General features: G+C 72.4%; 10 protein-coding genes. 5 read left to right on the forward strand and 5 right to left on the reverse strand.

What is annotated here, in order from left to right; genetic code table 11:
* Positions 1–113: 113 nt before the first annotated feature.
* From F603_RS0121710 to F603_RS0121725, 4 genes are all read right to left on the reverse strand, one after another.
* A complete protein-coding gene (locus F603_RS0121710; protein WP_019548059.1) occupies positions 114–458 on the reverse strand; it encodes a MerR family transcriptional regulator in 345 nt (114 codons plus the stop codon).
* A gap of 1174 nt (positions 459–1632) precedes the next feature.
* Positions 1633–2343, reverse strand: a complete 711-nt coding sequence (locus F603_RS0121715; protein ID WP_019548060.1) for a gamma-glutamyl-gamma-aminobutyrate hydrolase family protein — start codon at positions 2341–2343, stop codon at positions 1633–1635.
* Entirely contained in the window at positions 2336–3931 is a 1596-nt protein-coding gene (gene eat / locus F603_RS0121720; RefSeq protein WP_019548061.1) for an ethanolamine permease, read from the reverse strand. The genes F603_RS0121715 and eat overlap by 8 nt, the downstream gene beginning before the upstream one ends.
* Before the next feature lie 168 nt (positions 3932–4099).
* Positions 4100–4822, reverse strand: coding sequence for a FadR/GntR family transcriptional regulator (locus F603_RS0121725; RefSeq protein ID WP_019548062.1), 723 nt, complete (start codon positions 4820–4822; stop codon positions 4100–4102).
* A gap of 128 nt (positions 4823–4950) precedes the next feature.
* On the opposite strand from F603_RS0121725, the gene F603_RS0121730 reads away from it, so the two are divergent.
* The 5 genes from F603_RS0121730 (at position 4951) to F603_RS0121750 (ending at position 10302) form a co-directional block, all read left to right on the forward strand.
* Positions 4951–6327 (forward strand): glutamine synthetase family protein, encoded by a 1377-nt coding sequence (locus F603_RS0121730; RefSeq protein ID WP_019548063.1) that lies wholly within the window; start codon positions 4951–4953, stop codon positions 6325–6327.
* A gap of 94 nt (positions 6328–6421) precedes the next feature.
* Positions 6422–7828, forward strand: a complete 1407-nt coding sequence (locus tag F603_RS0121735) for an aldehyde dehydrogenase family protein (RefSeq protein ID WP_019548064.1) — start codon at positions 6422–6424, stop codon at positions 7826–7828.
* Positions 7825–8622 carry a 3-oxoacyl-ACP reductase gene (locus F603_RS0121740; RefSeq protein ID WP_019548065.1) on the forward strand — a complete coding sequence of 266 codons (798 nt, stop codon included), beginning with the start codon at positions 7825–7827 and terminating at the stop codon, positions 8620–8622. The genes F603_RS0121735 and F603_RS0121740 overlap by 4 nt, the downstream gene beginning before the upstream one ends.
* A gap of 224 nt (positions 8623–8846) precedes the next feature.
* Positions 8847–9740 (forward strand): LysR family transcriptional regulator, encoded by an 894-nt coding sequence (locus tag F603_RS0121745; protein WP_019548066.1) that lies wholly within the window; start codon positions 8847–8849, stop codon positions 9738–9740.
* Positions 9741–9804: 64 nt separating this feature from the next.
* Positions 9805–10302 (forward strand): NUDIX domain-containing protein, encoded by a 498-nt coding sequence (locus F603_RS0121750; RefSeq protein ID WP_019548067.1) that lies wholly within the window; start codon positions 9805–9807, stop codon positions 10300–10302.
* A 15-nt stretch (positions 10303–10317) separates the two neighbouring features.
* On the opposite strand, the gene F603_RS0121755 is transcribed toward F603_RS0121750, so the two are convergent.
* Entirely contained in the window at positions 10318–11301 is a 984-nt protein-coding gene (locus tag F603_RS0121755) for a pyridoxamine 5'-phosphate oxidase family protein (RefSeq protein ID WP_019548068.1), read from the reverse strand.
* Positions 11302–11377 lie beyond the last annotated feature (76 nt).

The following is an 11377-nucleotide window of genomic DNA, read 5'->3' on the forward strand; positions in this document are numbered from 1 at the left end:
GCACCCCGGTGGTACGGACGAACCGCTCAGGGGAGCTCGGGCGCCTGATGTCGACTGAGCAGCACCCGTGCAAGAGTCTTCGAAACGCGGGCCGCTGTCTCGGCCCGGCACGCTCAGGCGTCTGCCGTTGAGTCCCGGGGAGTCTCCCGGTTGCGTAGCTGTTCGTTGATGCGCTGGGCCTCTTCGAGCTGGTCTTCGAGGATGATGATGCGGCAGGCCGCCTCCACAGAGGTGCCCTGGTCGACCAGTTCGCGGGCCCGGGTGGCGAGCCGTAGCTGGTAGCGCGAGTAGCGGCGGTGGCCGCCTTCCGAACGCAACGGCACAATCAGCTTCGCCTCGCCGATGGCCCGCAGGAAGGCGGGCGTGGTGCCGAGCATCTCGGCGGCCCGCCCCATGGTGTAGGCGGGATAGTCGTCGTCGTCGAGGTTGCTCGACGGGGTGGGGTTGTCTGCGGCCACTGGCACCTCTCGGGTAACGCGTCGAAGGGCCCTGGCGCCGTACAACGCCAGGGCCCTGGGGGATTAACACCATCTACCGGTACGTACACCGGCTTCTGTCATCCGCGCCGCCGCCCGGAAGGGCGAGGCGCTGGGATCGCAGCTGCGTGACCGAGGACCACCTGCCAATCCGGGGTCTGCGGTACCCGGGCGACTGTGCTCACCCGGGCGATCCTGATGGCGCCGTCCTCCTCCTCTACTGATCTGTCGTGCACTACTTCCGTCTTGCAGAACTGCATGCGACCCCTGGGGTCGCCTGGCCCGGCGGCCAGCGGTGGAGCCCTCACCTTCCGGCCACACCGCTCGACCGCCGGTCCACAACTTCATCGACCTACATCCGGGGCAGCTCCGTCATCTGCCCCGCCCTTCTGATCTCCGCGAGTACGAGGAAGACGCTACCTTCGGCACCGCCTCATGTCTACTCTGGCGAGCACAGATTTTCTCCAGTGGACGAAGGCGTCAATCTCACCTACCGCGTAGCAGAAGACTGCACCGGCAACTGCGGCGTGCTTCCCCGCTCCACCAGGGGGCGGCAGCTCCGTAGCCGTACGACCGCGACCGAGCTCGTCGTGTGCACGTGGCGAGGTGAGTGCGGCGAAGCGGATGGTGCGCGTGTTGCGCACCGTGAGCCCTGGTCCCGCCGGAGGCGCCACCGACCGGGGCGGCAAGGGCGGCGAGCCTCCGTTCCGACCGCTAGGAACGGACCTCTCGTGCGCGGCACGGCGTCAGCATGCGGATGGCCATGCCCGCCATGGCGCGGGACGGCCTGACCTGGCACGTCTTCGTCGCTTGCCCCGGGTGTGGATCTCCCTCGTGGTGGCGAGCGCGAGTGCCTAAGGATGTCTTGCGCCACCTCCGGGTGGGCGCGAAGTCCCGTGCCGTGGGCGGGGTTTCGTTACGTCGGTGGTTCGAGTCGGCCGGGAGCTGCGCAGCTCCCGTACCGCTCGGCCGCCCCCTCGTCAGGCTGGTCGTTCAGCGCAGGTGGACAGGTGCCACCGGGGAAGGCTGCCTCGGTGAAGTGGCTGCGGGCCGAGTTCTTCGAGACGGACGTTGGCCCCGGGGGAGGTTCGGCCGCGGTCGGCGTCAAGCAGGACGTCGGGCCTGCGGAGCACCCGGAAGTGGGGGGAGCTGCAGTTCACCGCACCCCCACCCCCCTCCTCGCAGCCGCCGCCTCGACGAGTGCCCGCATGACGCGGACGTCGTCGCCCTCCTCCGGGTGCCATTGGACGCCGAGTACGAACGCGGGGCCGGCCGGGGCCTCGATCGCCTCGACGGTGCCGTCTGCTGCGTGGGCCGAGGGGACGAGGCCGGTGCCGAGGGCTGCGAGGCACTGGTGGTGGTAGGTCGGTACGGCGAGGGGGTCGGGGAGTACCGAGGCGAGGCGGGTGCCGGGGACGGGGGTCACCGTGTGGCGGGCGAAGACGCCGGGGTCGCCGCAGTGTCCCTCCAGGTGCTGGACGAGGGTACCGCCCGCGTGGACGTTGAGGAGTTGCATGCCTCGGCAGATCCCGAGCACCGGGAGGCCGCGGGCGAATGCGGCGTCGAGGAGGGCGAGTTCCCACTGGTCGCGTTCCGGGTCGGCCGGGCCCGCTTCGGGGGCGCGCTCGGCCCCGTAGCGGGCCGGGTCGACGTCGGGACCGCCCGAGACGACGAGGCCGTCGAGGCGGGCGACGACCGCGTGGGCGGCCTGGGTGGCGTCGGGAGGGAGGAGCGCTGCGAGTCCGCCGGCGCGCTGGACGAGGAGGTGGTAGCCGGCGGGGAGGAGCGCCGCCGGCTGCTGCCACACGCCCCAGCGGACGCAGCTCTCCAGGTAGGTGCTGACGCCGATGAGCGGGGCCTCATCCATCGCCGCCTCCATCACGCTGCGGAACGTCGGCGCTGTCCGACTCGCGGGGGGTGCCTGCACCTGAGGCGTCGTCGGAGCCGTCTGCTGCGCCCGGCCCTGCGGGGTGCTCGTCGGAGGTGTCACGGGCCAACTCTGCCTCCGCGGCGGCGAGCTCGGCGAACTCCTCCTCCGGCGCGGCGGCCACGAGGCGGTGCCGGCTGTACAGGGCGAAGTAGAGGACGGCAGCGGCGTAGAGGACGAGCGCGAGCCCTGCGGCCTTCGGGTCGACGAGGAACGTCGCGACGACCGCGGCGCAGGCGAGGACGAGCGCGACGGACGAGGTGACGAGCCCGCCCGGTGTCCGGTACGGGCGCGGGAGTTCGGGCTCGCGGACGCGGAGAACCACGTGCGAGAGGGACATCAGGACGTAGCTGAGCGAGGCGCCGAAGACGGCGATGTTGAGCATCCGCGCGCCGTCCCCCGTGGCGGCTGCGAGCGTGAAGCTGAAGGCGCCGGCGACGAGGAGCCCGAGGTACGGGGCCTTCCTGCGGCTCGTCAGCGAGAGGAAGCGGGGCAGGTAGCCGGCGCGGGAGAGGGCGAAGAGCTGGCGGGAACCGGCGTAGATGAGGGAGAAGAAGGAGGCGATCAGGCCGGCGAGGCCCGCGTAGTTGACGATCCGGCTGAGCGTCGTCGGATCGCCCCCGTTCGCCGCCTGGAGCGCCGCGACGAGGGGGTTGTCGGCGTCCTTGATCGCGGTCGAGCCGGCGGCGCCCGCGGCGGGGAGCAGCGTCAGAAGGGCGAGGACGACGAGGACGCCGATCGCGGTGGCCATGGCGCGCGGCATGCTGCGCACCGGGTCGCGCGCCTCCTCCGCGGCGAGCGGTACGCCCTCGACACCGAGGAAGAACCACATGCCGAAGGGGAAGGCCGCCCAGATGCCCAACAGCCCGAGCGGCAGCCAGGAGTTGGAGCCGAGCGCGGTGGTGTCGACGGCGACGTCGTCGAGGGAGGCGGCGTCGAAGTGGGTGAGCGCGCCGAAGGCGAAGACCAGCAGCGCGGCGACGGCGACCCCGGTGACGACGAAGCTGAAGCGGAGCGCCTCGCCGACGCCGAGAAGGTGGATGCCGATGAAGACGGCGAAGCACGCGAGGAAGACGGGCCAGCCCGACTCGAGCCCGAAGAGCCCCAGCGACTCGACGTAGCCGCCGATGAAGACGGAGATCGCCGCGGGCGCGAGGACGTACTCGATGAGGATCGCCGTGCCGGTGAGGAAGCCGCCCCAGGTGCCGAGGGCGCGGCGCGCGAAGCCGTAGCCGCCACCCGCGGTCGGCAGGACGGAGGAGAGCTCGGCGAGGGAGAAGACGAGGCAGGTGTACATGGTGCCCATGAGCACGGTGGCGACGGCGAGGCCGCCGAAACCGCCCTCGGCGAGACCGAAGTTCCAGCCCGCGTAGTCGCCGGAGACGACGTACGCGACGCCGAGGCCGCTGAGGAGGAGCCATCCGGCACTGCCGCGGCGGAGCGAGCGGTTGCGCAGGTAGTCGTCGGCGCCCGGTGGTGCTGAACCCTGTTGCCGCGGTACGCCGCGCGAGCCGGTTGCGTCGGTCATGGCCACTCCCGCCTGAGGCAATGGTGCGGGGGCATACCTTTGTGCCGCGGACGGGGGCTGCGCAACCCCCGTGCCGGATGGTTTCGCGCCGTAACTGCGGGACAATACAGGTCATTTGGCGGTGTGGCTGCGTCAGCGGCAAACCATGCGAAGGCAGTTGCATGCAGCTCAGGTGAGGAAACCGCGCAGGAGTGCGGCCGTCCCCTGGCAGTGCTCGCGCGCCGCACGCCGTGCGCGTTCGGGATCGCCCGCGAGGACGGCGTCCGTCAACTCGGCGTGCTGCGCCTGGGAATGCTCCAGGTTGCGTACGAGGAGCGGTATACGGCCCAGCAGTTCGTTGACGCGTGCACGAACTGCCGTGTACTGCGCGGTGAGTGACGGGGAGTCGGCTAGCTCGACGAGGGTGAGGTGGAAGAGCGTGTCCTGGCGTCTGTAGTCGGCGGGCTCGGCGTCGCCCGCGGCCTCCATCGCCGTCCGCAGACGCTGCGCCGGGACACCCGACAGGCCCTGTACGGCGCAGAGTTCGGCGGCGCCCGACTCCAGCACTTCACGGAACCTGAGCGCGTCCTCGACCTCGGCGACCTCCGCTCCCAGGCGCGCGCCTTCCGCCGGCGGCTCCGGCGAGTGCACGAACGTTCCGCCGTACCGGCCACGGCGGCTGACCACGAGCCCCTGCTCGGCGAGGACCTTCAGCGCCTCGCGGAGCGTCACCCGGCTCACGCCCATCCGTCCGGCCAACTCGCGCTCGGACGGCAGGCGTTCACCGTGCCTGACGAGTCCGAGCCGGATGGTCTGGAGGATCTGCTCCAGCGCCTCCTCGAAGCCGTTGCCCGCGCGTACGGGGCGCAGCACCCTCGCCAACCGGTCCCGTCCTGCCCCGTTCTCCACCATCGCTCCCAACCCGTCCCGCACACCGCTCGGCCGCTCCGTCCGGCGCGACACCGGTCGTCCGACGCCCTTCCTTAAAAAGGTCTCGGCGAATACCTTATGGCCTCTGCCCACCGACAGGAGGACTCCCCGTGGCAGACCGTGCAGCGTCCGCGCCCCCACTCGCCGTCGAAGAGCTGCGCGCGCTGGTGGCGTCGGGCGAGATCGACACCGTGGTGCTCGCCTTCACCGACATGCAGGGGCGGCTCCAGGGCAAGCGGTTCGCCGCGCCCTTCTTCCTCGACCACGTGCTCGACGAGGGCACCGAGGGGTGCAACTACCTGCTCGCGGTGGACGTCGACCTCAACACCGTCGACGGCTACGAGATGGCCTCCTGGGAACGCGGCTACGGCGACTTCGCCATGCACGGCGACCCGGGGACGCTGCGCCGCGTCCCGTGGAACCCCGGCACCGCGCTCCTCCTCGCCGACCTCGCCCACCACGACGGGACCCCCGTCCCCGCCTCGCCGCGGCAGGTGCTCAAGCGGCAGCTCGAGCGGCTCGCCGCGCACGGCTGGAGCGCCCTGGCCGGCACCGAGCTGGAGTTCATCCTCTTCGACGACTCCTACGAGGACGCCTGGCGCAGCGGCTACCGCGAACTCACCCCCGCCAACCAGTACAACGTCGACTACTCGATCCTCGGCACCGGCCGCGTCGAGCCGCTCCTGCGGCGCATCCGCAACGAGATGACGGCGGCCGGCATGGCCGTCGAGTCGGCGAAGGGCGAGTGCAACCTCGGCCAGCACGAGATCGTCTTCCGCTACGCCGACGCACTCACCACCTGCGACCAGCACTCCGTCTACAAGACGGGCGCCAAGGAGATCGCGGCGCAGGAGGGCAGGGCGCTCACCTTCATGGCCAAGTACGACGAGCGCGAGGGCAGCTCCTGCCACATCCACCTCTCGCTCCGCGACGAGTCGGGCGGCGCCGTCCTCGCCGACGGTTCCGCGCCCGACGGCATGTCCCCCACGATGCGGCACTTCCTCGCGGGACAGCTCGCCGTGCTGCGCGAGTTCACCCTCCTCTACGCGCCGAACATCAACTCCTACAAGCGCTTCAGGCCCGGCAGCTTCGCGCCGACCGCCGTCGCCTGGGGGCCGGACAACCGCACCTGCGCCGTCCGCGTCGTGGGCCACGGCGCCGGCCACCGTCTGGAGAACCGCGTGCCGGGCGGCGACGTCAACCCGTACCTCGCCGTCGCCGGCATGGTCGCTGCCGGACTTTACGGCGTCGAGCGCGGCCTGGAGCCGCCCGAGCCGTGCACGGGCAGCGCGTACGCGGCCGACGTCGCGCAGGTGCCGTCGACGCTGCGGGAGGCGGCGCAGCTCTGGGAGGCGAGCGCGGCGGCGCACGAGGCCTTCGGCGAGGACGTCGTCGCGCACTACGCCAACATGGCGCGGATCGAACAGGAAGCGTACGACGCCGCCGTCACCGACTGGGAGCGGTACCGCTCCTTCGAGCGGATGTGAGCCGGCGCGCAGGCGCCAGGACCGCGCGCACCGCCACCCTGTGCCAGGGGAACGCCCCGCCAACGCCCGTACGCAGCCGAGGGATCGAGGACCGTTGACGCAACCGCCCCACGAAGCACACCAGGAACGCGAGCTGCGCGTCGTCAACCCGGCGACGGAGGAGCTGGTCGACACCGTGCTCGCCGCAGGGCCCGAGCAGGTCGACGCGGCCGTCGCCGACGCCGCCGCGGCGCAGCGCCGTTGGGCAGCGCTCGCGCCGTCGGACCGCGCGAGGACGCTGCGGAGGTTCGCCTCCGTCGTCGACGCGCACCGGGAGGACCTCGCCGAGCTGGAGGTCCGCGAGGCCGGGCACCCCATCACGGCGGCGCGCGGCGAGGCCGCCAACGTGCGCGACGTGCTGGAGTACGCGGCCGGTGGCGTCGAGCGGCTCACCGGGCGGCAGATCCCGGTCGCCGGCGGTCTCGACGTCACGTTCGCCGAGCCGCTCGGCGTCGTCGCGGTGATCGCACCGTGGAACTTCCCCATGCCCGTGGCCGGTTGGGGCACGGCTCCGGCGCTCGCCGCCGGCAACGCGGTGCTCCTCAAGCCCGCCGAGACGACGCCGCTCACGGCGCTGCGCCTCGCCGAACTCGGTCTCGACGCCGGACTCCCGGAAGGGCTCTTCCAGGTACTGCCGGGCGAGGGACGCCTCGTCGGGCGCGCGCTCGTCGAGCATCCGGGGACGGCGAAGGTCGTCTTCACCGGCTCGACGGCGGCCGGCAAGGACGTGATGGCGCGGGCCGCCGCGCAGGTGAAGCCGGTGACGCTGGAGCTCGGCGGGAAGAGCCCGAACATCGTCTTCGCGGACGCCGACCTCGCCGCTGCCGCCGCGGCGGCGCCCGCCTCCTTCCTCGACAACACGGGGCAGGACTGCTGCGCCCGCAGCCGCCTCCTCGTCCAACGCTCCGTGCTCGACCGCTTCCTCGCACTGCTGGAGCCCGCGGTGACGGCGTTCCGCGCCGGAGACCCGAGGGACGAGGCCACCGAGATGGGGCCGCTCGTCTCCGAACGGCAGCGCTCCCGGGTGCGCGGGTTCGTCGAGGAGAGCGCGCCCGCGCTGATCCGCGGCAGCGTGCCCGAGGGCCCCGGCTACTGGTATCCGGCGACGGTCCTCGAGGGGCGCCCCGGGGACCCCGCGGCGACGGAGGAGATCTTCGGTCCCGTCGCCGTCGTGCTGCCGTTCGAGGACGAGGCGGAGGCGGTGCGGCTCGCCAACGCGACCGAGTACGGCCTCGCGGGGTCGCTCTGGACGCGCGACGTCGGGCGCGCGCTGCGCGTCTCGCGGGCCGTGGCGGCGGGGAACCTCTCGGTCAACTCGCACAGCGCCGTGCGGTACGCGACGCCGTTCGGCGGCTTCCGGCAGTCGGGCGTGGGGCGGGAGTTGGGGCCCGATGCGCTCGCGGCCTTCACCGAGACCAAGAACGTCTTCATCAGCACCGAGAGCACCGAGGAGCACGCGTGACCGCACCAGCCGAAGGCAACGCCCCCGTCTGCCGACGCCTCCCCGGACGTACCGCGGTGATCACCGGGGCCGGCAGCGGCATCGGGCTCGCCGCCGCGCGCCGGCTCTCCTCCGAGGGCGCACGCGTCGTCTGCGCCGACATCGACGCGGACGCCGGGCGCCGCGCCGCCGAGGAGGTCGGCGGGCTCTTCGTGGAGACGGACGTCACGGACCCCGAGCAGGTCGGCGCGGTCTTCGCGGCGGCGGACGAGACGTACGGCAGCGTCGACATCGCCTTCAACAACGCCGGGATCTCGCCGTCCGACGACTCCTCGATCCTGGAGACGGGACTCGACGCGTGGCAGCGCGTGCAGCAGGTGAACCTCACGTCCGTTTACCTCTGCTGCCAGGCCGCGCTGCCGTACATGCGGCGCCAGGGCAAGGGGTCGATCATCAACACCGCCTCTTTTGTCGCGGTGTTGGGCGCCGCCACGTCGCAGATCAGCTACACGGCCTCCAAGGGCGGCGTGCTGGCGCTCTCCAGGGAGCTCGGTGTGGAGTTCGCGCGCGAGGGCATCCGCGTCAACGCGCTCTGCCCAGGACCCGTCAACACGCCGCTGCTGAAGGAGCTCTTCGCGAAGGACCCGGAGCGCGCCCAGCGCCGTCTCGTCCATGTGCCGGTGGGGCGCTTCGCCGAGGCGGAGGAGATCGCGGCGGCCGTCGCCTTTCTCGCGAGCGACGACTCGACCTTCGTCAACGCGGCCGAGTTCCTCGTGGACGGCGGGATCGCCGGGGCGTACGTGACGCCGCTGTAGCCGTCCCGCGGCGTGCGGGCGCGGCGGGGCAGGCGGTTCGAGGCTCCCCCCTCGTGCCTCGAACCGCCCTCGTGCGGCGCGTGAAACAGCGCTCACACAAGGCTAGTTGACTCAGCGTCAGTGTCCAATCACGGTATCGACACAGACCTATCGGGATACTTATCGTTGCGGACACCGTCGGCGGCATAGGCGGCAACCCCGTCGAAACGCGCATCGGAGACGTGATGGACCTGGCCCTGCTGCGCACCTTCCTCGCTGTGCACCGGGCCGGTTCCTTCACGCGCGCCGCCGCGCTGCTCGGGCTCTCGCAGCCGGCCGTCACCCACCAGATACGCACCCTGGAGCGGCAGGTCGGGCGCCCGCTCTTCGTACGCCAGTCCCGCGGAGTCACGGCGACGGGCGTCGGGGAGGAGCTCGCGCACCGGGTCGCGCCGCACGTCGACGCGCTGGCGGAGATCACCGAGATCGACCCGGAGGAGCCGGCGGGGCGCACCCTGCATCTGGCGGGGCCTCCCGAACTGATGTCGCTGCGCGTGCTCCCCGCGCTCGCGCCCCTGGTGGAGCGGGGGTTGACGCTCCGCGCCGCGTTCGTCACCGCGCGAGCGGGGCTGGAGGGACTCGCGGCCGGGCACTACGACCTCACCGTCGGCACCGCCCGCGCACACGGCGAACTCCTCTCGACGACGCCGCTCTGGGACGAGGAGCACGTCCTGGTGGCGGCCCCCGCCTGGGCGTCCCGGCTCGGTGGGCCAGGTGCCGTCCGCGCCGAGGGGGCACGGCTCCTCAAGGACGTCCCCGTGGTGGCGGTCCACGAGTCGCTGCCGCTGCTCGCCGGGTACTGGGAGTCGGTCTTCGCCGCCTCGCCGACGCACGTGGGCGCGGTCATAGTGCCCGACCTGCGCGCCGTGCTGGAGTGCGTGCGCGCGGGGGCCGGCGTCTCGGTGCTCCCGCGGTACCTCTGCGCCGGAGCGCTCTCCGCCGGCGAGGTCGCCACCCTCCACGACCCGGACGTACCCCCGCTGCGCACCTACTTCCTCACGGCACGCGCCGGCACCGCGGCGCTGCCGCACCTCGCGCGCACACAGGACCGGTTGCTGCGCACCGCCGCACACTGGTGAACCTCGCGACGAGGGACCGGTTTCGGCGGGTTTGGACGCGGCGCCGACCGGTGAAACACCGGAGATGGGCGACGAAACCCCGGTCGTGAAGCGCACCGCACGCGCCGTCCTCCTCGACGGCGAACTCGCGCCGGACGCGGTCGAGATGGTGCTGATCAAGCGGACGAAGCCGGGAGCGGAACCGTACTGGATCACCCCGGGCGGCGGCGTGGAGCCGGGCGTCGACGGCAGCGTCGTGGAGGCGCTCCACCGCGAGGTGGACGAGGAGCTGGGCGCCAAGGTGACGGACGTGGTGCCGGCCTTCGTCGACACGGTCCCGCACCGCGCGCACCCGCCGGGCCTCAAGGTGCAGCACTTCTTCGTCTGCCGGCTCGCGTCGATGGACCTCTCGCAGCGGCACGGGCCCGAGGTGGAGGCGCCCCGCGGGAGCTACGAGGTGGTCCGCATCCCCTTCAGCCGGGCCGGGCTGGACTCCGTCAAGGTGGTGCCCGAAAGCCTCAGGGTCTATCTGCGCGCCAACATCGAGGGCGTACAGGCGCTGCTCGCGCACGACCTCGGCTGAGAGCCGGCGCTGCCGTCAGCCGAACCACCCGTGGAACGAGTCGGGTTCGCGCGCGGAACGCTGCCCTCGGCGCCGGGCCTCGGCGAGCGCCTGCTGGGCCTGGCGGAGGAGCAGGTCGGCCTCGGCGCTCGGGGACGGCTGCCGGGGTCCGGAGGGCAGCTCGGCCTGCCGGAGCGCCATGGTGGTGTCGGGGGTCGGCTCCTCGGGGTGCGGGGCGCCGCCTTTCGGTGGCGGCGCCAACTGCGACGGTGCGACGCGCTGTTGGGCAGAGCCGCCGAGCGGGAGGGCGGCCGTCCTGTCGCTCTGCGGTGCGCGGACGGCGTCGACGTGCCGGTCGGCCGCCACGGAGCGCTCGTCGGCGGAACGGGCGGCGCCGAAGAAGTCGCCGCCCTTGCGCTTGTAGTCGTCGGTGCCCCACTCGCGGGCCGGGCGTCCTGGGGCCTTCTGGAGGTGCGGTATGTGCTTGGCGCAGTGGATGTACGCCTCCTCGACGGAGACCCGGACCCACAGCTCGGCATGCCGCCCCGGCACCGGGTCGACGGGGAGCGTAGGAAGTGCGGCGCGCACCTCGGCGTCCGGGACGACCTCGCCCCTGCCGTTGATGTGGAGGCCGATCCTCGCCCGCGTGAAGTCCACGAGGATCAGGCCGAGTTGCGGGTTCTCCAGCAGGTTCCCGAGGCTTGCGTGGACGCCGTTGCCGCGGTACTCCGGATAGACGAGGGTGTACTCGTCGACGACGTGGACGAAGCCGGGCGGGCCCGCGCGGAAGCTGCAGTCGCAGGCGCCTGCGGCGTCCGAGGTGGCGAGGAAGAACATCTCCTGGTGCCGGGTGAACTCCTGCATCCGCGCGTTGAGATGGTCGAGCACCTGCTCCTGGTAGAACTGCTCGGCGCGGGCCGACGTGCCCATCCGGCGCTGGAGTTCGTGCTCGCCCTCGCTGCCCGGCAGACCGTCCCGCCGGCGAGGGCCGCCCCCGGGCCGCCGCTCTCCCTCCGCCACGAAGGCCTCCTCCTTCTCGGGTACCCGCCGGATACTCCGCGGTGTCGTGGTCCGCTTCGATGCGTCACGTCTGCTG

The sequence above is a fragment of the Streptomyces sulphureus DSM 40104 genome (assembly GCF_000381025.1).
Classification (GTDB): domain Bacteria; phylum Actinomycetota; class Actinomycetes; order Streptomycetales; family Streptomycetaceae; genus Streptomyces; species Streptomyces sulphureus.

What these genes read in the sequence shown, in the direction of transcription:
- F603_RS0121715 (WP_019548060.1), bottom strand. Translation starts at nt 2,343, where the DNA reads ATGGATGAGGCCCCGCTCATCGGCGTCAGCACCTACCTGGAGAGCTGC.
- F603_RS0121745 (WP_019548066.1), top strand. Translation starts at nt 8,847, where the DNA reads ATGGACCTGGCCCTGCTGCGCACCTTCCTCGCTGTGCACCGGGCCGGT.
- F603_RS0121750 (WP_019548067.1), top strand. Translation starts at nt 9,805, where the DNA reads ATGGGCGACGAAACCCCGGTCGTGAAGCGCACCGCACGCGCCGTCCTC.
- F603_RS0121725 (WP_019548062.1), bottom strand. Translation starts at nt 4,822, where the DNA reads ATGGTGGAGAACGGGGCAGGACGGGACCGGTTGGCGAGGGTGCTGCGC.
- eat (WP_019548061.1), bottom strand. Translation starts at nt 3,931, where the DNA reads ATGACCGACGCAACCGGCTCGCGCGGCGTACCGCGGCAACAGGGTTCA.